Origin of the sequence: Aeromicrobium stalagmiti, from assembly GCF_013283745.1 — a bacterium.
Lineage (GTDB): Bacteria > Actinomycetota > Actinomycetes > Propionibacteriales > Nocardioidaceae > Aeromicrobium > Aeromicrobium stalagmiti.
Window position 1 is genome coordinate 583773 of the sequence record NZ_JABSTZ010000002.1, and the last position, 20254, is coordinate 604026.

Annotated in this window: 24 protein-coding genes; all 24 read left to right on the forward strand. The window is 70.5% G+C overall.

What is annotated here, in order from left to right; all coding sequences use genetic code 11:
- Positions 1-7: 7 nt before the first annotated feature.
- The 24 genes from HQK15_RS11805 (at position 8) to ruvB (ending at position 20236) form a co-directional block, all read left to right on the forward strand.
- On the forward strand, positions 8-553 hold the full coding sequence (locus HQK15_RS11805) for an HIT family protein (protein ID WP_173491648.1): 546 nt from the start codon (positions 8-10) through the stop codon (positions 551-553).
- A 9-nt stretch (positions 554-562) separates the two neighbouring features.
- On the forward strand, positions 563-1201 hold the full coding sequence (gene pgsA / locus HQK15_RS11810) for a phosphatidylinositol phosphate synthase (RefSeq protein WP_173491649.1): 639 nt from the start codon (positions 563-565) through the stop codon (positions 1199-1201).
- Between the two features lie 138 nt (positions 1202-1339).
- Entirely contained in the window at positions 1340-3022 is a 1683-nt protein-coding gene (locus tag HQK15_RS11815) for a sigma-70 family RNA polymerase sigma factor (protein WP_173491650.1), read from the forward strand.
- 109 nt (positions 3023-3131) lie between these two features.
- Entirely contained in the window at positions 3132-3740 is a 609-nt protein-coding gene (locus tag HQK15_RS11820) for a class F sortase (RefSeq protein ID WP_173491651.1), read from the forward strand.
- A gap of 145 nt (positions 3741-3885) precedes the next feature.
- Positions 3886-4512 (forward strand): hypothetical protein, encoded by a 627-nt coding sequence (locus HQK15_RS11825; protein WP_173491652.1) that lies wholly within the window; start codon positions 3886-3888, stop codon positions 4510-4512.
- Between the two features lie 159 nt (positions 4513-4671).
- The gene (locus HQK15_RS11830; protein ID WP_173491653.1) at positions 4672-5697 is read left to right on the forward strand and encodes an AurF N-oxygenase family protein; all 1026 of its coding nucleotides are present in this window, start codon (positions 4672-4674) and stop codon (positions 5695-5697) included.
- 4 nt (positions 5698-5701) lie between these two features.
- A complete protein-coding gene (locus tag HQK15_RS11835) occupies positions 5702-7366 on the forward strand; it encodes an FAD-dependent oxidoreductase (RefSeq protein WP_173491654.1) in 1665 nt (554 codons plus the stop codon).
- Positions 7367-7456: 90 nt separating this feature from the next.
- Positions 7457-8353, forward strand: a complete 897-nt coding sequence (gene pdxS / locus HQK15_RS11840) for a pyridoxal 5'-phosphate synthase lyase subunit PdxS (protein WP_437340248.1) — start codon at positions 7457-7459, stop codon at positions 8351-8353.
- Positions 8354-8602: 249 nt separating this feature from the next.
- Positions 8603-9169: an alternate-type signal peptide domain-containing protein gene (locus tag HQK15_RS11845; RefSeq protein WP_173491655.1), complete on the forward strand. Its 567-nt coding sequence runs from the start codon at positions 8603-8605 to the stop codon at positions 9167-9169.
- An 85-nt stretch (positions 9170-9254) separates the two neighbouring features.
- Complete coding sequence (locus HQK15_RS11850) at positions 9255-9824, forward strand: signal peptidase I (RefSeq protein WP_173491656.1); 570 nt, start codon at positions 9255-9257, stop codon at positions 9822-9824.
- On the forward strand, positions 9821-10465 hold the full coding sequence (locus HQK15_RS11855; protein WP_173491657.1) for an LPXTG cell wall anchor domain-containing protein: 645 nt from the start codon (positions 9821-9823) through the stop codon (positions 10463-10465). Before HQK15_RS11850 ends, HQK15_RS11855 begins: the two co-directional genes overlap by 4 nt.
- The gene (locus HQK15_RS11860; RefSeq protein ID WP_173491658.1) at positions 10452-11054 is read left to right on the forward strand and encodes a SipW-dependent-type signal peptide-containing protein; all 603 of its coding nucleotides are present in this window, start codon (positions 10452-10454) and stop codon (positions 11052-11054) included. The genes HQK15_RS11855 and HQK15_RS11860 overlap by 14 nt, the downstream gene beginning before the upstream one ends.
- A 2-nt stretch (positions 11055-11056) precedes the next feature.
- Positions 11057-12034: a signal peptidase I gene (locus HQK15_RS11865; protein WP_173491659.1), complete on the forward strand. Its 978-nt coding sequence runs from the start codon at positions 11057-11059 to the stop codon at positions 12032-12034.
- 73 nt (positions 12035-12107) lie between these two features.
- Positions 12108-12647: a signal peptidase I gene (locus tag HQK15_RS11870; RefSeq protein ID WP_173491660.1), complete on the forward strand. Its 540-nt coding sequence runs from the start codon at positions 12108-12110 to the stop codon at positions 12645-12647.
- A 395-nt stretch (positions 12648-13042) separates the two neighbouring features.
- Positions 13043-13564 (forward strand): alternate-type signal peptide domain-containing protein, encoded by a 522-nt coding sequence (locus tag HQK15_RS11875; protein WP_173491661.1) that lies wholly within the window; start codon positions 13043-13045, stop codon positions 13562-13564.
- 84 nt (positions 13565-13648) lie between these two features.
- Complete coding sequence (locus HQK15_RS11880) at positions 13649-14206, forward strand: signal peptidase I (RefSeq protein ID WP_173491662.1); 558 nt, start codon at positions 13649-13651, stop codon at positions 14204-14206.
- Positions 14203-14862, forward strand: coding sequence for an LPXTG cell wall anchor domain-containing protein (locus HQK15_RS11885; protein WP_173491663.1), 660 nt, complete (start codon positions 14203-14205; stop codon positions 14860-14862). The genes HQK15_RS11880 and HQK15_RS11885 overlap by 4 nt, the downstream gene beginning before the upstream one ends.
- Positions 14855-15460 (forward strand): TasA family protein, encoded by a 606-nt coding sequence (locus HQK15_RS11890; protein ID WP_173491664.1) that lies wholly within the window; start codon positions 14855-14857, stop codon positions 15458-15460. Before HQK15_RS11885 ends, HQK15_RS11890 begins: the two co-directional genes overlap by 8 nt.
- Positions 15460-16488 (forward strand): signal peptidase I, encoded by a 1029-nt coding sequence (locus tag HQK15_RS11895; protein ID WP_173491665.1) that lies wholly within the window; start codon positions 15460-15462, stop codon positions 16486-16488. The genes HQK15_RS11890 and HQK15_RS11895 overlap by 1 nt, the downstream gene beginning before the upstream one ends.
- 35 nt (positions 16489-16523) lie before the next feature.
- On the forward strand, positions 16524-17123 hold the full coding sequence (gene pdxT / locus HQK15_RS11900) for a pyridoxal 5'-phosphate synthase glutaminase subunit PdxT (protein ID WP_173491666.1): 600 nt from the start codon (positions 16524-16526) through the stop codon (positions 17121-17123).
- 61 nt (positions 17124-17184) lie between these two features.
- Positions 17185-17946 carry a YebC/PmpR family DNA-binding transcriptional regulator gene (locus HQK15_RS11905; RefSeq protein ID WP_173491667.1) on the forward strand — a complete coding sequence of 254 codons (762 nt, stop codon included), beginning with the start codon at positions 17185-17187 and terminating at the stop codon, positions 17944-17946.
- A gap of 93 nt (positions 17947-18039) precedes the next feature.
- Positions 18040-18579: a crossover junction endodeoxyribonuclease RuvC gene (gene ruvC, locus HQK15_RS11910; protein ID WP_173491668.1), complete on the forward strand. Its 540-nt coding sequence runs from the start codon at positions 18040-18042 to the stop codon at positions 18577-18579.
- Entirely contained in the window at positions 18576-19166 is a 591-nt protein-coding gene (ruvA, locus tag HQK15_RS11915) for a Holliday junction branch migration protein RuvA (protein WP_173491669.1), read from the forward strand. Before ruvC ends, ruvA begins: the two co-directional genes overlap by 4 nt.
- Positions 19166-20236 (forward strand): Holliday junction branch migration DNA helicase RuvB, encoded by a 1071-nt coding sequence (gene ruvB / locus HQK15_RS11920; protein ID WP_173491670.1) that lies wholly within the window; start codon positions 19166-19168, stop codon positions 20234-20236. Before ruvA ends, ruvB begins: the two co-directional genes overlap by 1 nt.
- Positions 20237-20254 lie beyond the last annotated feature (18 nt).

Here is a 20254-nt window from a genome sequence, read left to right on the forward strand (position 1 = left end):
TACTTGCGTGACGGACGAGCGCGAGGTGCAGGACGGAGTGGGGGAGCCCGACGCCTTCGAGCGGCTGTGGACCCCCCACCGGATCGTCTACATCAAGGGCGAGAACAAGCCCGAGAGCTCCGCCGAGGCTGACTGCCCGTTCTGCCGGATCCCGGGGATGGACGACGCGGACGGCCTGATCGTCCACCGCGGCGAGGTGGCGTACGCCGTGCTCAACCTCTACCCCTACAACGCCGGGCACCTGCTGGTCTGCCCCTACCGCCACGTCGCCGACTACACCGAGCTGACGCAGGAGGAGACGGTCGAGGTCGCCCTGCTGACGAAGCAGGCGATGCAGGTCATGCGTGCCGTCACGAGCCCGCAGGGCTTCAACCTGGGCATGAACCAGGGCAACATCGCGGGGGCCGGCATCGCCGCGCACCTGCACCAGCACATCGTCCCCCGATGGGGTGGCGACGCCAACTTCCTGCCCGTCATCGGGCACACCAAGACCATGCCGCAACTGCTGGGCGACACCCGCGAGATGCTCGCGGCCGCCTGGCCCAAGGAGTAGAAGAAGCCCATGCTCGAACGTTTCCGCCAGTTCTGGACCAACGTCTGGTCCCCGCTCGCCGACCTGCTGCTGAGGCTCGGCGTCACGCCGAACCAGGTGACGGTCGTCGGCACGCTGGGCGTCAGCGGCGGCGCGCTGTTCTTCTTCCCGCGAGGTGACTTCTTCATCGGCGTCATGGTCGTGACGGCATTCGTGTTCAGCGACATCATGGACGGCTACATGGCCCGCAAGCTGGGCACGTCGTCGAAGTGGGGCGCGTTCCTGGACTCCACGCTCGATCGCGTCGGCGACGCAGCGGTGTTCGGCGGCATCATGCTCTACTACACGACCTCCGACGCCGAGGCCGATCTCGGCGACCCCAGGATCTACCTCTACCTGAGCCTGGCCTGCCTGGTGCTGGGCAACCTCACGTCGTACGCCCGTGCGCGCGCCGAGTCGCTCGGCATGACGGCGAAGGGCGGCATCGCCGAGCGGTCCGACCGGCTCGTCTCGATCCTGGTGATGACGGGCTTCGCCGGCCTGCTGGACCTGCCGTTCCTGCGCGAGATCACCCTCTGGGCGCTCGCCCTGGCCAGCCTGGTCACGGTCTTCCAGCGGATGCGGATCGTCTACAAGCAGGCGGTCGTCAACCCCGAGCTCGGATCCTGACCGCTCAGAAGCCGTAGGACAAAAGGTGTAAGAAACGGGGCCCTCGGGCCTCCTACTGGTGCACACCACACCGGGAGGAGGGCGAGGCGATGGCCGAGAATGTCGCAGTCATGCCCGGTTTCCTCCTAGGATGCGAGCGTGACCGAGCCGACGGGGCTGCCCGGACCGACCGATGCGGAGCTCGTCGCCCGCGTGCTGGCGGCCGACCGCGAGGCGCTCGGCACGATGTACGACCGCTACGGCGGCAAGCTCTACGACTTCGCCTACTCGATGCTGCGCCAGCGCGAGGACGCCGCCGACGCGGTGGCCGACTCCTTCGTGATCGTCGCCGAGCGGCTCGGTCAGCTGCGCGAGGCCGATCGGCTGCGCCCCTGGCTCTACGCGATCGTGCGGAGCGAGTGCCTGCGCAGGCTCAAGGCGCGCAAGCGGATCGCCTTCGGCGACGACGAGCAGCTGGTCGCCATGGCTGACGACCGTCTGACCCCCGACCAGGAGGCCGAGCGCGCGGCCGCGCAGCAGATCGTCTGGGACGCCGCCGCCGGCCTCACGGACCGCGATCGTGCCCTGCTCGACCTGCACCTGCGCCAAGGCCTGGAGGGAGCCGAGCTCGGGGAGGCGATGGGCGTGACGGCCGCCAACGCGTACGTCATGGTCAACCGGCTCAAGGCACAGGTCGAGCGCTCCCTCGGCGCGTTGCTCATCGCCCGCATGGGCCGCGACGACTGTGACGAGCTCGACGGGGTGCTCGCCGACTGGGACGGCACGTTCTCGCCCCTCATCCGCAAGCGGGTTGCTCGCCACGTCGACGACTGCGATGTCTGCTCGCGGCGGCGCAAGAAGTTCCTCAGCCCCTGGATGCTGCTCGCCACCGTGCCGGTCTTCACCGCGCCGCTGTCGTTGCGCGACCGGGTCGTGGCCGACACCGAGCTGGTCGCGTTTACGACTCCTGCGGGCGAGCCCCTCGCCGCTGCGCCGCTGGCTGCCGCGACGATCCCGTCGGCGACGCGGCGACGACCGCGTGCTGCCGTCGCGGCGATCGCCGCAGCCGTCGTGCTCATCGGGGGCGGTGGGGCGGCCCTGCTGTGGCCGGGTGGTGACGACCCCACGCCGCAGTCGGCCGACGTCGCGACGCAGGCGCCCACGCCCACCGAGCCGGCGGCCACGCCGAGCGCACCGCCGAAGGACGTCAAGGACAAGAAGCCCAAGCCGACCCCCAGCGCCACGACACCGGCGGCCATTGCTCCGGGCACCCTGACGCTGTCGACGTCGTCGATCTCCCTGGGACGCAGCGACAGCGCGGGGAGCTTCACGGTCACCAACACGGGTGACGCTCCGGTCGCCTTCCAGCTCTCGGACGGCGCGGGCTGGCTGACGACCGCTGCTGCCAGTGCCACGGTGGCGCCCGGAGGCTCCACCACGGTGTCGGTGCGTGCTGACCGGGGAGCGGTGGCGGAGGGGGAGTCGTCCGACTCGGTGCGGGTCGCGTGGCCCTCGGGGCGGGCGTCGGTCAGGGTCTCCCTGACCGAGGAGCGCCCGCCGTCGGTGGGTCGACCGTCGACCGGCGCAGACCCGTCGTGCGAGGTCCCGGTCTCGGTCGCCGTGTCCGACGAGAGCCGGTTGACGTCGGTCGTGCTGCGCTGGAGCGGCCCGAGCGGCTCCGACAGCGCGACGATGACCCGGTCGGGCTCGCGGTGGACGGCCCAGATGGGCACGTTCTCGGTCGGCGGGTCGGTGACGATGCGCGTGACCGCCCGGGACGCACGCGGCAACCAGGCGACGGGCCCCAGCCGGACGGTGTCGGTCAACCCCTGCCCGCAGTAGGGGTTCGTCGCCGCTGACAGGCCGGTGGCCGCACGGCTCGGCCGATAGTTGCAAGACCGGGGACCCTCGGTGCTCCCACTCGTGTCCGACCACGAGCCCGGAGGCCCCGATGAAAGACCTGCTGAGACACCGGCTGCGCCGCGCCACGGCCGCCCTGACCCTGGGCGTCGCCCTGTGGGGCGCGGGCGGTCGAACCGGTGAGACCGTGCCGGCGGTCGTCGCGCCCCAGCCCACCCGAACGGTGCTCCCGCAGGTGCAGGTGGCGCCGGCGGCGCGCGACGTGGGGGAGCCCACGCGGCTGAGGATCCCCGCGATCGGGGTCGACGAGCGCCTCCACGCCGTCGGCCTGCTGCCCAGCGGAGCGATGGAGACGCCGGACTTCGGCGATGCCGGCTGGTACGAGCCGGGTCCGCGGCCGGGGGCGCCCGGTCCGGCCGTGCTCGTGGCGCACGTGCACGGTCCGGCCGGCGACGACGTCTTCGCCGGGCTGCACGAGCTCAGGCGGGGCGACCGGGTGTCCGTCTCGCGGCACGGCGGGGGAGACACGTTCGTCGTGACGGACGTCGAGCAGGTCGACAAGGACGCGCTGCCGTACGACCGGATCTGGGGACCGACCCGCCGGCCGGTCCTGCGGCTCATCACCTGTGGCGGATCACCGGATCCGATCACTCGCACCTACCCCGACAACACGATCGTCTACGCCGAGAAATCACTCTGACGACGGGCAGAAGCCGGCGCGAGACCTGCCGACGAAAAGGATTCTCGGAAAAGCTGCAAGAAACCTGCGGCCGGGTTGCTCCTACTTCCGAACGAGCACGAACCACCCACCCACAGCAGCACCTCGACCTCACAGGAGACACGCCATGAACACCACGATCCGCAACCTCGTCATCGCCGCCCCGCTGGCCACCGCCGCCTTCATGATGGTCCCGGCCGCCGCCATGGCGACCGAGCCCGGCCCCGTCATCGTCATGCCGCCGGCCGAGCCCCAGCCCGACATCGACGACATCGCTCCGGCGCCGAAGCCCGAGAAGCCGAAGGGTCCGAGCGACATCGCTCCGGCGCCGAAGCCTGACAAGCCGAAGGGTCCGAGCGACATCGCTCCGGCGCCGAAGCCCGAGAAGCCGAAGGGTCCGGGCGACATCACCAACCCGGAGCCCGAGCCGACCCAGCCCACCGGCCCCGGCGACCTCACCAACCCGGAGCCCTGCCCGACCCACGGCGTCGACTGCACGCCCGACGGTGGGTCCGGCTCGGGCGACGACGACAGCGACCAGGACGAGACCGATCCCGATCCCGTCGACGGGTCCGCCGACCCCGCTGACGACGCGGTCGACACGATCGCCGTGCCCACCCGCGTCGACGCCGGTCTGGCCGCCGATGGTCAGGACGACGGCGGCATGAACCTGTCGTGGCTGCTCGCCGGTGGCGCGGTCGTGAGCGCCTCGGGCGCGGCGTTCGCGGCCCGCAAGTGGGCGCGCAGTGCCTGAGTCGTGGGCGCAGAAGGACCCCGACCTCCCCGAGGCCGGGGTCCTTCTGCATGCCCTGACCTGCGGGAACTACGTGACACGCCCTATGTGACATCAACGTTGACACATACCCCGGGTATGACGCATGCTGGTCGGACCGACCGACCACGAGGAGCACCGATGTCGCAGACGATGGACCACCAGAACGCCGAGCTGCCCGACATCCCGGTCGACGTCAGTCCCGAGCAGTACGCCGACATCCTCCGCGGGCTGTCGCAGGCCTCGGTCGATCGTCACTTCGACGCCTTCGTCGACGTCCCGTGGGACCACCCCGACTTCCAGGTCCGGTCCGACGACCCGCGCTGGGTGCTGCCGACCGACGTCGATCCGCTCGGCGCGCACCCGTGGTACCAGGCCCAGTCGCTCGAGCGTCAGATCGCGATCGGGCAGTGGCGCCAGGCCAACATCCTCAAGGTCGGTCTGCAGTTCGAGAACATCCTGATCCGCGGGATCATGCAGTACGTCTTCACGCTGCCCAACGGCTCGCCGGAGTACCGCTACCTGACGCACGAGGCGACCGAGGAGTGCCACCACACGCAGATGTTCCAGGAGACGGTCAACCGCATCGGTCTGCCGGTCGAGGGCATGCCGTGGCTGATGCGCCGCATCGCGGGCATCCTGCCGTGGGCGGGCTCCGCGGTGCCCTACGCGTTCTTCATCGGTGTCCTCGCCGGCGAGGAGCCGATCGACCACACGCAGAAGGGCATCCTGCGCAGCGGCAAGGAGCTGCCGCCCGTCCTGTCGCGGATCATGGAGATCCACGTGGCCGAGGAGGCCCGCCACATCTCGTTCGCCCACCACTACATCCGCCGCAACGCGCCCCGGCTCGGTCGCGTCGAGAAGCTCGTCATCTCGGTGCTGTTCCCGGTGATCATGCGGGTGCTGTGCGACGTGATCATGGTGCCCTCGAAGTCGTTCCGCCGGGAGTTCGGCATCCCGCGCAGCGTCATGAAGGACCTCTACTGGCGGGCCCCGGAGTCGCGCGAGCGCCTCCAGGAGCTGTTCGGTGACGTCCGGATGCTCGCCGACCAGGCCGGTCTGCGCCAGAGCCGGGTGTCGCGCCTGATGTGGAAGCTCTGCCGCATCGACGGCCGCGCCTCGCGCTACCGCAGCGAGCCGCCGGTCACCTTCGCGATCGCGGACTGAGCCGGTGGCCCACGTCGTCACCCAGGCGTGCTGCGGCGACGCCTCGTGCGTCTTCGCCTGCCCGGTCAACGCGATCCATCCGACGCCCGACGAGCCGGACTTCGCCCTGGCGGAGATGCTCTACATCGACCCGGTGTCGTGCGTCGACTGCGGTGCCTGCGTGACGGCGTGCCCCGTCGGCGCGATCGCGCCGCAGGACAAGCTCACCGAGGCCCAGCTGCCCTTCGTCGACATCAATGCGGTGTTCCACGCCGAGCCGCGCAACCACCCGGCCCAGGCGCCGGTGGCGCCGGTGACCGGCCGGACCTCCCACGACGACCTCCGGGTCGCGATCGTCGGGTCCGGTCCGGCCGCGCTCTACGCCGCCGACGAGCTGCTGAAGCGTCCGGGCGTCCACGTCACCGTGATCGACCGCCTGCCGACCCCGCACGGGCTGGTGCGCTCGGGGGTCGCGCCCGACCACCAGAGCACCAGGTCGATCGACGGGCTGTTCCGTCAGATCGAGGACCAGCCCGGCTTCTCCTACGTCCTGGGCGTCGAGGTTGGCACGGACATCTCCCACGCCGAGCTCGCCGACCACCACCACGCGGTCGTCTACGCGACCGGTGCGTCGAGCGACCGACGCCTCGGTGTCCCGGGGGAGGACCTCCCGGGCAGCACGACGGCGACGGCGTTCGTCGCCTGGTACAACGGCCATCCCGATCACGCAGACCACACCTTCGACCTGAGTGGCGAGCGGGCGGTCATCGTCGGCAACGGCAACGTCGCCCTCGACGTCGCCCGGATCCTGGCCACCGAGCCCGACCGGCTGGCGTCGACCGACATCGCCGACCACGCGCTCGAGGCGCTGCGCGGCAGTGCGGTCCGCGAGATCGTGCTGCTCGGTCGTCGCGGCGCGGCCCAGGCGGCGTTCACCCTGCCCGAGCTGGTGGGTCTCGTGGCCCGCGACGACATCGAGATCGCCGTCGAGGGTGACGACCTCGTCGCACCCGTCGACGACCCCATGACGCGCGAGAAGATCGCGACGCTGCGCGCCGCAGCGTCGCGTCCGGCACGAACCGGTGCCCGCCGGATCGTCTTCCGCTTCGCGGCGTCGCCGGTCGAGGTGCGCGGCGACGGCGCTGTCGAGGGTGTCGTCGTCCGGCACAACCGGCTCGTGACGACGGAAGGCGTGGTCAGGCCTGAGCCGACCGACGTCACGGAGACGATCAGGACGGGCCTGGTGCTGCGGTCGATCGGCTACCGCGGCGTGCCGATCCCCGGCGTCCCCTTCGACGAGCGGGCGGCGGTCGTCCCGCACCGGGCCGGCCGGGTCGACGGACTGGCGGCGACCTACGTCGTCGGCTGGATCAAGCGTGGACCGAACGGCTTCATCGGCACCAACAAGTCGTGTGCCCAGGAGACGGTGGAGAGCCTGGTCGCCGACGCCAACGCCGGAGTCCTTCCGGCACCCGCACGCACGCACCGCGAGCTGCGCGCCCTCGTGCGGTCACGCTCGGCGGCCGCGATCGACGCTCGAGGCTGGCGAGCCATCGACCAGCTGGAGCGGCTCGAGGGGGCGAGTCGGGGTCGTCCGCGCCGCAAGCTCGTGCGGCTCGCCGACCTGCTCGAGGCGGCCGCGGTCGCCGCTCCGGCCCGGCGACGGCGTCGCGGACTCGTCCGCCGGTAGTGACCTGTCCGTCATGTGTCCGGCGGGCCGGCCCCGTGGCCCCGGGAGTAGAATGAGGTGCACGTTCCCGGCACAACAAAGGACATCTCAGTGAGCATTGATGCAACAACGGTCGGCACCTCTCGCGTCAAGCGCGGCATGGCGGAGATGCTCAAGGGTGGCGTGATCATGGACGTCGTCAACGCCGAGCAGGCCAAGATCGCCGAAGACGCCGGCGCGGTCGCCGTGATGGCGCTCGAGCGGGTCCCGGCCGACATCCGTTCGCAGGGCGGCGTGGCCAGGATGTCCGATCCCGACCTGATCGACGGCATCATCGAGCAGGTCTCGATCCCGGTCATGGCCAAGGCCCGCATCGGTCACTTCGTCGAGGCACAGGTGCTGCAGAGCCTGGGTGTCGACTACATCGACGAGTCCGAGGTGCTGACCCCGGCCGACTACGCCAACCACATCGACAAGTGGAACTACACGGTCCCGTTCGTGTGCGGAGCGACCAACCTGGGCGAGGCGCTGCGGCGCATCACCGAGGGTGCGGCGATGATCCGCTCCAAGGGCGAGGCCGGCACCGGTGACGTCTCCAACGCCACGATGCACATGCGCAAGATCGGTGGCGAGATCCGCCGGCTGCAGTCGCTGTCCGTGGATGAGCTCTACGTCGCGGCCAAGGAGCTGCAGGCGCCGTTCGAGCTGGTCAAGGAGGTCGCCGAGGCGGGCAAGCTGCCCGTCGTGCTGTTCACCGCCGGCGGCATCGCGACCCCGGCCGACGCGGCCATGATGATGCAGCTGGGTGCCGAGGGAGTGTTCGTCGGCTCGGGCATCTTCAAGTCCGGCAACCCCGCCGAGCGTGCTGCCGCGGTCGTCAAGGCCACCACGTTCTTCGACGACCCCGACGTCATCGCCAAGGTCTCGCGTGGCCTGGGCGAGGCGATGGTCGGCATCAACGTCGACGAGATCCCCGAGCCCCACCGCCTGGCCGAACGCGGCTGGTGATGCTCGCGCGGCCCACGCCGCGCAGCTCGACCGACGACCAGACACCCCCGAACATTTTCGGGGGTGTCTGTCTTTTTTTGTTTGTTTTCCTTGGCGCGCACGTGAGAAAAGGCGCATGGTTCAAGGGAGGGATCCGCTGAGGGGCGTGTAGGGAGCAAGCATGACCATCGATGTCATGTGCCCGCGGGTCGTTCGTTTCGTCCTTGCAGCCACTGGGGTTGCGGGGAAAAACAAGACCGGGAGAACACCATGAAGAAGTCCACCAAGGGCGCCCTCGCGGCGTCGGCTGCAGGCATCCTGCTGCTCGGCGGCGCGGGATCGCTGGCCTACTGGACGGCCGACGGCACGGCCGACGGCGGTTCGGTCAGCTCCGGCGAGCTCAAGCTGAGCGACGGCACCTGCGACGCGACGTGGGTCTATGGCCCCGACAACGCCCAGGCCGGCCAGCCGGTCGCCCTCATCGTGCCGGGCGACACGATCACGAAGGACTGCGACTTCGAGATCACCGCCAAGGGCGATAACCTGGCCGCGACGCCGACCCTGCCGGCGACGATCACGCTCAACCAGACGGCGGGCGACGAGAACCCGGCGCCGACGCTCTCGGCCACGGCCGCGGCGTCCTACTCGGTCACGCCCGACGCGCTGGTCGGTGGCAAGGTGACGTCGCTGCACGACGGCGACACGCTCACCGCTGCCATCACGGTCACGTTCCCCTACGGCAACGCGACGACCTCGAACGCCAACGACACGCAGAACCTCGTCGCCCAGCTCGACACGCTGACGGTCAGCCTGGTCCAGGACGACCCGAACGCCTGATCGACCTCCCGGTCCTGACGGGGCCGTGGTGGGCCCAGGGGTCTCACCACGGTCCCGTCTCCCGACCGGCAGGTCGGTGCCGCACATGTCGAAGCGTCGAGCAGAGCACCTCACCGTCCACGGATGGCTGACCCAGGTCGTGGCCTGGTTCGTCATCGCCGCCGTGGTGGCTTCGCTTGCCCTCTCGGTGCTGATTCCCCGGCTGGCCGGCGCCACCCCCTACACGATCCTGACGGGCTCGATGAAGCCCGGCATGCCGCCGGGCACCCTCGTGGTGGTCAAGGCGATCGACGTCGACGACCTCGATGTCGGGGACGTCGTCACCTACCAGCTCGAGTCGGGCCAGCCGACCGTCGTGACCCACCGGGTCGTGGCGGTGGGAGTCGACCTGGCGGGGCGCACCGTGCTGACGACCCGAGGCGACGCCAACGACGCGACCGACGAGAAGCCGGTCATCCCCGCCCAGGTCAGGGGCGAGCGGTGGTACTCCGTGCCTTATCTCGGACACGTCAGCACGTGGTTCACCGATCGACAGCGCGAGTCCGCGACGGTCATCGTCGCGGCGGTGCTGCTCGGCTACGCGGTGACGATGTTCGTCGGCGCCGCTCGGAGCCGTGGCGACCGTGTGCGCCGCAGGGAAGGAGTGCGCACATGATCGACGTCACGCGATCCGGCGCGCTCGCGCTGGTGCTGATCCTCGGCGCCGCCCTGCCGGCAGCCGCCGACCCCGAGGTGGGGCTCAGCGACGACGGGGTGACGTTCGGTCCCCGGCTCACCGAGCCGCTCTACGACCCCGCCGTGGTCTGGGTCCCCGGTGACGAGCGGGTCCGCACCTTCTACGTGCGCAACGAGTCCGACGACGACGCACGCCTGTCGATCGACGTGCTCGGCTCGACCGTGGACTCGTTGATGGACACCGGTGACCTGTCGGTCTCGGCCCGCGGTGACGGTGGACCGTGGCAGGGGGTGTCGACTGCGGGGACCCATCGGCTGGTGTCGGGCGTCGACCTGCCGTCCGGTGACGTGTCACGGGTCGACGTCGAGGTGGCGCTCGACCCGACCTCCGTCAACTCCTCGCAGCGCCGACGCCTCGACGTCGACTTCCGGGTGCGTCTGGTCCAGAAGCCGGCCGGTGTCGAGGACGCCGGCGAGACCGTCGATCCTCCCGACGGCCTCCTGCCCGACACCGGAGGACCCGTCACCTGGGTCGTCCTCGTCGCCGCCTGCCTCATCGGCGGCGGAACCATCCTGACGTCGCGGCGTCACGAGAAGGAAGACTCCCATGTCCAGTCATAAGTCGACCCGCCGAGCGTCTCGCACGTCATGGTGGCGGTCCGCCCGGCTGCGAGCCGTGCTCAGCCTCGGCGTCGTGCTGGGGGTCGGCACGACCGGCACGATGGCGTCGTGGTCCGACACGGCCGTCGCGACCAGTGGCACGTTCACGACGGGCCAGCTCGACCTGAAGCTCGGCAATCCTGCGGTGGACGCCAACCCGCCTCAGTTCACGACCGACTTCGCGATGACGGGGATGGTCCCGGGCAGCACCAAGGACGGCGTCCTGCGCATCACCAACGCCGGCACGGTGCCGTTCACCTTCAAGGCGTCCGGCTCGGCGACCAACAGCGGCGTGGGCACCGACCAGCTCGGGGCGGCGCTGCGCATCTCGGTCTACCCGTCGAGCAGCGCCGGCGTCTGCACGGGCACGGCCATCGTCACCGACCAGCCCGTCAACGGCGCCTTCCTGCCCAGCCAGGCGTCGCTGGCCAACGCCGCTACCCGTGACCTGTGCTTCCGGGCCACGCTGCCGTCGGCTGCCTCGACCGACCTGCAGGGCAAGTCGAGCGTCCTGACGCTGACGTTCACCGCAGACCAGGTGGCTCCCTGACCATGACGACGCCGCGATCCGCCCGACGAGGCGCACACGCGCTCGGTGAGATCGCCCTGACCGTGGGCGCTCTCCTGGGGGTGCTGTGCGTCGTCGTGGCGGGTCTGGCCCTGGTGCTCGACGTCAAGCCCCTGATCTTCCGGTCCGGCTCGATGACGCCGACGATCCAGACGGGTGCCCTCGCCGTGGCGCGGTCCGTCCCGGCCTCGGACATCCAGGTCGGCGACGTCGTGAGCGTGGTGGGCGCCGGCGACGTGCGGGTCACGCACCGCGTCACCGGGGTCGAACGATCTCGCGACCGGGCCCGGCTGACCCTCAAGGGCGACGCCAACGAGGCAGCCGACCCCCTGCCGTACGACGTCGCGAGCGCGGACCGCGTGCTGTTCGACGTCCCCCGGCTCGGCTACGTGCTGTCGTGGCTCTCGGGGCCGGCCGGTGCCTTCCTGGCCGGGATGCTCGTCGTCGTAGCGGTCCTGGTGATCGTGCGGCGCAGGCCGACCGACGATGGGGGAAACTCCGGTGCCGCGTCGCCGCCGGGCGGGCGCGGGGGAGCCCGCAAGGGCGCCAGGAGCAGACGCTCCCGCGTCGTCTCGCGCAGCACCGTCGCGGTCGTGGCGACCGTCGCCATGGGTGCGCCGGCCGCCGCGGCGGGCTGGATCGACACCGGCACGGCGACGAGCGGCACGTTCAGCACGACGACCATCGCGGTGCCGGCCAACTTCAGGTGCGGCGCCCTGGGAGTGCTGTCGGTGACCTTCAGTTGGGACGCCGTGCCGGGTGCCACGAGCTACACCGTCCACTACGGGGCCGGCGGTGCTCTCACCCGGGAGGTGACCACGACGTCCACGACGTTCGTCAGCGCCATCTCGGGCGGAACCGCATGGGTGAGGGCCAACCGGGCCTACACGAGCACGACCTGGACCTCGGCGGCCTCCAGTACGCGGTCCTACACAGTGGCCGTCGTCAGCCTCTGCAGCTGAGGTATCCGGCCGGTCGGGGTGGAGCCCCCGCTAGGCTGCTCCGTCGAGGGAGGGACACCTCGAAGGGACATCGATGGACCAGTTCGGCCGTCGGCGGGCGAGTGGCCCGCTGCGCTCCGGGTGGTTCTGCCGCACCCTGGGCCTGCGGGTCGGGGCGGTCCTCGGAGCGCTCTGCCTGCTCGCGGCGGCGGCCGTCGTGGTGCTCGGCCTGAGCCCGATCACCCATCGATCAAGCTCGATGGCGCCGGCGATCTCCTCCGGCGACCTCTCGTTCGCCCGCACCGTGTCAGCCGGCTCCGTCGGCGTCGGCGACGTCGTCAGCGTCACCAACAGGTTGGGGCAGCGGATCACCCACCGGGTCACGCTCGTCGAGCCGTACGGCAGCAGCATCCGGCTGACCCTCAAGGCCGACCGGTCCGCGGTGCCCGACGCCGAGACCTACGAGGTGACCGAGGTCGATCGGGTGGCGTTCTCGGTGCCGTGGCTCGGGCTCCTGGTGAAACCGCTCGACGGCCTGCTCGCGGTCGTTGTCGGCGGTCTGCTGATCGCGTGCCTGGGTCTGGTCGTGGCCTCGCCGCACCGGCGCGGGGGCGGTTCTCGGCGCTCGGCATGAGCGTCTCGCTGAATGGGCCTTCCGCGGAGTATGATGATCATGTCGCCGCGCGCGAGGTATGGGAGTGCCTCACATCGCGTGACGACTCAAGAGGGAGCTCGGCCCGTCCGACGTTCGTCGTCATGGATGGTCTGCTCACTCCGTTGCCCCGATCGGGAGGGATATCCGAGAGGGAGCGGCGGCGGTGGCGTATCCCCTGGAGATTCGTCTCTCACGCCACCGCCGTCGTCACGCGGATGAGACGGTCGCGGGCTCATCGGCCGATGTGATCATGCCGTCTGGTCCCTTCGGGCCATCTTTGCTGCGGCAGCGTGTCCTGGTCGATTCGTGGTCGTTACAGGAGACGAACCACGGATCGTTCGGTGGTTCCCACTCCCACCTGAACGGACTCCCGCATGAAGAAATCGACGAAGGGCGCGCTCGCGGCCGCCGCGGCCGGAACGCTCCTCCTCGGAGGCGCCGGCTCCCTCGCGTTCTGGAACGCCACCGTCACGCTCGAGGGCGGCGACATCAACGGCGGCAAGCTGACCCTGACCCTCGATGAGTGCTCGGACTTCGAGTACGAGGACGGGACTGCGTACGACCAGGCGATCGTGCCCGGCGACCTGCTGACGAAGGTCTGCACCTACACGATCGGCGCCAGCGGCGACAACCTCGCGGCCACCCCTTCGGTCGACGACGGAGACGGCTCGACCGGCACCCTCAACCCCTTCGTGACCGTCGACGCCGACTTCGACGTCGCCGGCGCGCCGCTCGGCGGGGCAGGTCAGATCACGTCCGACAACGAGGGCGACACGCTGACGGCGACCATCACGGTCGACTTCCCGTTCGGTGCGGCTGTCGACAACGCGAGCAACGACAGCAAGACGCTGACGCTCGACGACTACGTGGTGACGCTGACGCAGGACGTCAACTGACCCGTTGAACCCGTCCGTTCCCGCAGGGGCGTCGGCCGTCGCCGGCGCCCCTCCCGGGTACACCTTCCATGAACCGAGGACTTCGTGAAGAGCATCGCCGGATGGATCGGCCAGGTCGTCTCCTGGCTCGTGATCTTCGCGGTCCTCGGCGTGCTCGCGATCTGCGTGCTGGTTCCCCGCCTGGGTGGCGGGACGCCCTACACGATCCTCACCGGGTCGATGGCGTCGTCCTACCCGCCGGGCACTCTTGTCGTGGTCCGGCCGACTCCCATCGACGAGATCGCCATCGGTGACGTCATCACGTACCAGCTGGAGCCGGGCAAGCCCGCGGTAGCCACGCACCGCGTGATCGGCGAGAAGATCGCCGACGACGGATCGACCCGACTGCTGACCCAGGGCGACGACAACTCGGCCCCCGACCTCGGGTCGGTCCGCGCCGAGCAGATCCGGGGCACGCTCTGGTACGCCGCGCCGTACCTCGGTCGGGCCAACCAGCTGCTCGACCGGTCCCAGCACCAGGCGGCCGTGGTCGCGGTCGGCTCCGGTCTCGTGATCTACGCCGCGTTCATGCTGGTCTCCGCTGCCGTGGACGTCCGCCGCCCCGCAGCGACCGAGCGTCCGAAGCAGGACGTGGCCGCATGAGGATCCTCATCACCGGTCTGCTGACCGTCGTGGGTCTCGTGCTCGGCGCCGCGACACCGGCCTCGGCTGCGGACGAGATGGGCCTGAGCCATGACGGCATCACCTTCACCCCGACCCTCGGCGGCACCGTGTTCGACGACGGCATCGCGTGGGTTCCCGGCGACACGCGGACCGAGGTGTTCTACGTCCGCAACCAGGGCAATGCGCTCGCACGGCTGACCATCGACGTGCTCGGTGCCCGAGTCACCGATCTCCTGGACTCCGGCGACCTCAGCATCACGGCGAGCGCCGAGGGCCGGTCACGAACCGTGGTGGACGCCGACGAGCACCGCCTGCTCACGATCGAGGACATCGAGGACGAGCAGATCGTGCCCGTCACCGTGACCGTCTCGTTCGACGAGTCGTCGACCAACGAGACACAGCTCCTGGCCAGTGACGTGTCGTTCCGGGTCAACCTGCGACAGACCGGCGCGGTGCTCGACGACTCCGCCGGGGCCGATCCCGGCGACCCGGGTGTCCAGCCCGACTCCGGGCTCCTGCCCGACACCGGCGCGCCCGCGATGGGGTGGGCCGCCCTGGCCGCGGCCCTGATCGGCGCCGGCTCCGCACTCATCGCACGACGACGTACTCACACAGAGGGAGCCTCCCATGGCTAAGCACTCCACATCCCGACTTCGTCAGGGCCTGCGCAGCCTGCGCAGCGCGCCCGTCCGGGCGCTCCTCAGCCTCGGGGTCGTGCTCGGCCTCGGAGCCGTGGGCACCCTCGCGTACTGGACCGACGCCGCGACGCTCACCGGCGGAACGTTCCAGGCGGGCACTCTCGACATCAAGCTGGGCGGCGCCGACAACGACCCCACCGCGTTCACCACCAGCTTCGCGATGAGCAACATGCAGCCCGGTGACAGCAAGTCGGCGACCGTGGCCGTCCAGAACGCCGGCTCGCTCGACTTCACCTACACGGCAACCGGCACCGCAACCGGCGGCCTCGCGTCGAGCCTGGTCTTCCGGGTCGTCCCGGGTGGCACCTCGACCGGCACGGCCTGCACGGGCGGCACCCAGACCTACAACGCGGCTCTCAGCACCACGGCCACGGGCGTGATCACGGCCAACCGTCCGCTGGCACGCAGCGGCCAGCCCGGGGACAGTGAGTCCTTCTGCGTCGTCGCCACCATCCCGACCGGCACCACGACCGGTCAGGGCCTCTCTGCCACGGCCGCATTCACGTTCAGCGCTAAGCAGGTCGGAGCCCCGTAATGTCCGACCCCCAGATGCGGCTCGGCTACGTGGAGATCCCCGAGACACGGGCCGAGCGACGCCAGCGCAGACGCCGCGCGGTCTTCTCGTTCCGCGCCGTCCGTGAGGTCACCCTGACGGTCGGCGCCGTCCTGGGCGTGCTGTGCGTCCTGAGTGCCGTCGTCGCCGTGGCGTTCGACGTCAGGCCGGTGGTGTTCAGGTCGGGCTCGATGGCGCCGGCGATCGACACCGGGGCCCTGGCGATCTCCCGAACGGTTCCCGCCTCCGAGCTCGCCGTGGGTGACGTCGTGACGGTCAGGACGGGGACCGGTGTGCGCGTCACCCACCGCATCAAGGACCTCTCCCGGTCCGACGGCAAGGCCACGCTCGTCCTCAAGGGAGACGCGAACGGGGTGCCCGACGAGAACGTCTACGTCGTGGACTCGGCCCCGCGCGTGCTGTTCGACATCCCGAAGGCCGGGTACGTCGTCTCGTTCACGTCCGGCCCGATCGGGATCTTCGCCGGCGGGCTCCTCGTCGGGGTGGTGCTGCTGACCATCTTTCGGCCCCGGACGCCGCGCGCCCCGGACCAGGGGGGCTCACGCAAGGGATCCGGGCGCCGGAAGGCGGCGTCGATCACGTCGGTCATGATCGTCGGCACCTGCGTCACCGGAGTGTTCTCGGGCGCGCAGACCCAGGCCTACTACACCGACACCGCCACGGCGACGTCCGGCACCTTCACCCGACCGGCGGCTGTCACGATCACCGGCTGCACCACGAGCGGCAACAGCCTCACCATCACCTGGACTGCTCCGGTGAGCCCGACCACGTGGGAGTTCCGCTACTCGTACAGCACGCCGGCCGGTCAGACCGAGGTGGACTCCTTCTCCGGAAACCTGCGCACCAGGACGTCCACGACCAACCTCAACAACAAGGCCGGCACCCTGACGCTCGTCGGCCTCTTCCCCTCACCCACGGGAGAGCGCACATCGTTCACCTACGCGTTCAGCGGCAACGGCTCGGGACGTAGCTGCACGCTCGTCCCATGACGTGAGGCGGAGCGCACCGTCGATAGACTTCCGCGGTGGCTTCCCCCTCGATCGGCGTCTTCGCCCTGCAAGGTGACGTTCGCGAGCACCTGCACGCCCTGACAGCACTCGGCGTCGACGCGTTCAGCGTCCGCCGGCCCGAGGAGCTCGCCCGCTGCGACGCCCTGGTGCTGCCGGGTGGGGAGTCCACGACGATGTACAAGCTCGCGCGGACGTTCGAGCTGTTCGAGCCACTCGTCGACCGCATCCGCGGCGGCATGCCCACCTTCGGCACGTGCGCCGGGATGATCATGCTCGCCGACCGCATCGAGGACGGCATCGTCGGGCAGGAGACGCTCGGCGGGCTCGACATCACGGTGCGGCGCAACGCGTTCGGCAGGCAGGTCGACTCCTTCGAGGGCGACATCGCGTTCGACGGCTTCGCCGACCCGGTGCACGCGGTCTTCATCCGCGCTCCTTGGGTCGAGGCGGTCGGTCCGGAGGTCGACGTCCTTGCCACGATCCCGACGGGCGAGGCAGCCGGTAGAATCGTCGCGGTCCGACAGGGCAGCCTGATGGCGACCTCGTTCCACCCCGAGGTGGGGAGCGACGATCGCATTCACCGCTACTTCGTCGACCAGGTCTTGCAGGCCTAGCGCCGGCAGCCGAGGACCAGTCAGCCGTACGACCCGCCAGTCATCAGTTAGGGGCAGCGCCATGTCAGGCCATTCCAAGTGGGCGACCACGAAGCACAAGAAGGCCATCGTCGACGCCAAGCGCGGCAAGATGTTCGCCAAGATGGTCAAGAACATCGAGGTCGCTGCGCGGATCGGTGGACCTGATCCTGACGGCAACCCCACGCTCTACGACGCGATCCAGAAGGCCCGCAAGTCGTCGGTGCCCAAGGACCACATCGACCGCGCGGTCAAGCGCGGCGGAGGCGTCGGCGACGACGCCGTCGACTACGCGACGATCATGTACGAGGGCTATGCGCCCGGCGGCGTCGCGCTGCTCGTGGAGTGCCTCACCGACAACCGCAACCGTGCCGCCATGGAGGTCCGCACGGCGATGACCCGCAACGGCGGCACCATGGCCGACCCGGGCTCGGTCTCCTACATGTTCCACCGCAAGGGCGTCATCATCGTCCCGCAGGAGCAGGAGGGCGGGCCGACCAACGAGGACGACGTCCTGATCGCGGTGCTCGACGCCGGTGCCGAGGAGGTCAACGACCTCGACGGGTCGTTCGAGGTGCTCAGCGAGCCGACCGACCTGGTGGCCGTGCGCACGGCGCTGCAGGAGGCCGGGCTCGACTACGACTCGGCCGACGCGTCGTTCGTGCCGACGATGACCGTCGACGTCGACGTCGACGCCGCCACCAAGATCATGAAGCTGATCGACGCGCTCGAGGACTGTGACGACGTGCAGAACGTCTTCGCCAACTTCGACGCCTCCGACGAGGTCATGGCCCAGGTCGAGTGACCTCGGGCCGGCCGTCCCTCGGCGCGTCGCCCGCGGCGTGACGGGGGAGCCGTCTAGGCTGTCGAACATGCGTTCTATCTGGGTGGCGCGGCCATGAGGGTGCTCGGGATCGATCCGGGCCTCACCCGCTGCGGTGTCGGCGTCGTCGACGGCACGGTCGGACGCCCGCTGACGATGGTGCACGTGGGAGTCTTCCGCACCCCGGCCGACCTCGACACGGCCCGTCGGCTGCACCGGCTCGAGCAGATGGTCGAGGCGAGCGTGCTCGAGCACCGGCCCAACGTCGTGGCGGTCGAGCGCGTCTTCAGCCAGCACAACGTCCGCACGGTCATGGGCACGGCCCAGGCGAGCGGCATCGCGATGCTCGTGGCCGCTCGCCACGGCATCCCCGTGCACCTGCACACGCCCAGCGAGGTCAAGGCCTCGGTGACCGGCAGCGGACGGGCCGACAAGGCGCAGGTCACCCAGATGGTCACCCGCCTGCTGCGGCTGACCGAGGCCCCCAAGCCGGCCGACGCGGCCGACGCCCTGGCGCTCGCGATCTGCCACATCTGGCGCGGTGGCGCCCAGAACCGCCTCGAGATGGCGGTCGCGGCCGCCGCGCGCGCCACCCCGACGAGAGGACCTCAATGATCGCCCACGTCCGCGGCCCCGTCGCCGCCGTCACGCTCACCTCAGCCGTCATCGACGTCGGGGGAGTCGGCATGCAGGTCATGTGCACGCCTGCCACGATCGCGGGCCTGCGCATCGGCACCGAGGTGCAGCTGGCAACCTCGATGGTCGTCCGCGAGGACTCCTTGACGATCTTCGGCTTCGCGACGCCCGACGAGCGCGACATGTTCGAGCTGGTCCAGACCGCCAGCGGGGTCGGCCCCAAGGTCGCCCAGGCGATGCTCGCCGTGCTCGATCCCGACCGGCTGCGCCAGGCGATCGGCCAGGGCGACCTGACGACCCTGACGTCCGTCCCCGGCATCGGCCGCAAGGGGGCCGAGCGCATCGTCGTCGAGCTCAAGGACCGCGTGGGCGTCACCACGACGGTCGCGGCAGGCGCACCGGCCTGGCGGTCGCAGGTCAACGAGGCGCTGCTCGGCCTCGGCTGGTCCACACGCGACGCCGAGGCTGCGCTCGACCGCGTCGCGGCCGATCTGCCGCCGGGCAGCGAGCCTGACGTCTCGACGATTCTGCGCGACGCGCTGCGCTCGCTCGCCAAGGCCCGCTGATGCGCGACGACACCGACTTCGGCGACGACGACATCGATGCCTTCGAGGCGATCGTCGCCGACGCCCGGCCCGAGGACCGAGCGTTCGAGGCCGCGCTGCGCCCGCGCACGCTCGACGAGCTCGTGGGGCAGGAGCGTGTGCGCGAGCAGCTGTCGCTGATGCTCGAGGCAGCGATGGGACGTGGTCGCACACCTGACCACGTCCTGCTGTCCGGACCACCCGGCCTCGGCAAGACGACGATCGCGATGATCATCGCCACCCAGCTGTCCGCGCCGCTGCGCATCACGAGCGGTCCGGCGATCCAGCACGCCGGCGACCTGGCGGCGATCCTGTCGGGCATCAACGAGGGCGACGTCCTGTTCATCGACGAGATCCACCGCATGTCGAGGCCGGCCGAGGAGCTGCTCTACATGGCGATGGAGGACTTCCGGGTCGACGTCATCGTCGGCAAGGGGCCCGGCGCCACCGCGATCCCGCTCGAGATCCCGCCCTTCACCGTCGTCGGCGCGACGACCCGCGCGGGTCTGCTCCCGAGCCCGTTGCGCGATCGTTTCGGGTTCACCGCACAGCTCGACTACTACGACGCCGAGGAGCTGCACCGCATCGTGGTGCGGTCCGCCGGCCTGCTCGACCTCGAGGTGACCGACGACGGCGGCCGCGAGATCGCGTCACGGTCCCGCGGCACGCCCCGCATCGCCAACCGGCTGCTGCGCCGGGTCCGCGACTTCGCCGAGGTGCGGGCCGGGGGAGTCGTCGACCACGACGTCGCCCGCGAGGCCCTCTCGCTCTACGAGGTCGACGAGCTCGGCCTCGACCGGCTCGACCGGGCCGTGCTCGACGCGCTGTGCCGCAGCTTCGGCGGCGGACCCGTCGGCGTCTCGACGCTGGCCGTCGCGGTCGCCGAGGAGCGCGAGACCGTCGAGGAGCTGGCCGAGCCGTTCCTGGTGCGCCTGGGATTCCTGGCCAGGACGCCGCGAGGTCGCGTCGCGACACCCGCCGCCTGGCGCCACCTCGGGCTCGCGGCGCCGGCGGGAGTCGACCAGCTCGCGCTGCCTGACGACCCTGCCTGACGGACACGGAGTGAGGCG

What these genes read in the sequence shown, in the direction of transcription:
- pgsA (WP_173491649.1), top strand. Translation starts at nt 563, where the DNA reads ATGCTCGAACGTTTCCGCCAGTTCTGGACCAACGTCTGGTCCCCGCTC.
- HQK15_RS11820 (WP_173491651.1), top strand. Translation starts at nt 3,132, where the DNA reads ATGAAAGACCTGCTGAGACACCGGCTGCGCCGCGCCACGGCCGCCCTG.
- HQK15_RS11825 (WP_173491652.1), top strand. Translation starts at nt 3,886, where the DNA reads ATGAACACCACGATCCGCAACCTCGTCATCGCCGCCCCGCTGGCCACC.
- HQK15_RS11830 (WP_173491653.1), top strand. Translation starts at nt 4,672, where the DNA reads ATGTCGCAGACGATGGACCACCAGAACGCCGAGCTGCCCGACATCCCG.
- HQK15_RS11845 (WP_173491655.1), top strand. Translation starts at nt 8,603, where the DNA reads ATGAAGAAGTCCACCAAGGGCGCCCTCGCGGCGTCGGCTGCAGGCATC.
- HQK15_RS11850 (WP_173491656.1), top strand. Translation starts at nt 9,255, where the DNA reads ATGTCGAAGCGTCGAGCAGAGCACCTCACCGTCCACGGATGGCTGACC.
- HQK15_RS11855 (WP_173491657.1), top strand. Translation starts at nt 9,821, where the DNA reads ATGATCGACGTCACGCGATCCGGCGCGCTCGCGCTGGTGCTGATCCTC.
- HQK15_RS11860 (WP_173491658.1), top strand. Translation starts at nt 10,452, where the DNA reads ATGTCCAGTCATAAGTCGACCCGCCGAGCGTCTCGCACGTCATGGTGG.
- HQK15_RS11865 (WP_173491659.1), top strand. Translation starts at nt 11,057, where the DNA reads ATGACGACGCCGCGATCCGCCCGACGAGGCGCACACGCGCTCGGTGAG.
- HQK15_RS11870 (WP_173491660.1), top strand. Translation starts at nt 12,108, where the DNA reads ATGGACCAGTTCGGCCGTCGGCGGGCGAGTGGCCCGCTGCGCTCCGGG.
- HQK15_RS11875 (WP_173491661.1), top strand. Translation starts at nt 13,043, where the DNA reads ATGAAGAAATCGACGAAGGGCGCGCTCGCGGCCGCCGCGGCCGGAACG.
- HQK15_RS11885 (WP_173491663.1), top strand. Translation starts at nt 14,203, where the DNA reads ATGAGGATCCTCATCACCGGTCTGCTGACCGTCGTGGGTCTCGTGCTC.
- HQK15_RS11890 (WP_173491664.1), top strand. Translation starts at nt 14,855, where the DNA reads ATGGCTAAGCACTCCACATCCCGACTTCGTCAGGGCCTGCGCAGCCTG.
- HQK15_RS11895 (WP_173491665.1), top strand. Translation starts at nt 15,460, where the DNA reads ATGTCCGACCCCCAGATGCGGCTCGGCTACGTGGAGATCCCCGAGACA.
- HQK15_RS11905 (WP_173491667.1), top strand. Translation starts at nt 17,185, where the DNA reads ATGTCAGGCCATTCCAAGTGGGCGACCACGAAGCACAAGAAGGCCATC.
- ruvC (WP_173491668.1), top strand. Translation starts at nt 18,040, where the DNA reads ATGAGGGTGCTCGGGATCGATCCGGGCCTCACCCGCTGCGGTGTCGGC.
- ruvA (WP_173491669.1), top strand. Translation starts at nt 18,576, where the DNA reads ATGATCGCCCACGTCCGCGGCCCCGTCGCCGCCGTCACGCTCACCTCA.
- ruvB (WP_173491670.1), top strand. Translation starts at nt 19,166, where the DNA reads ATGCGCGACGACACCGACTTCGGCGACGACGACATCGATGCCTTCGAG.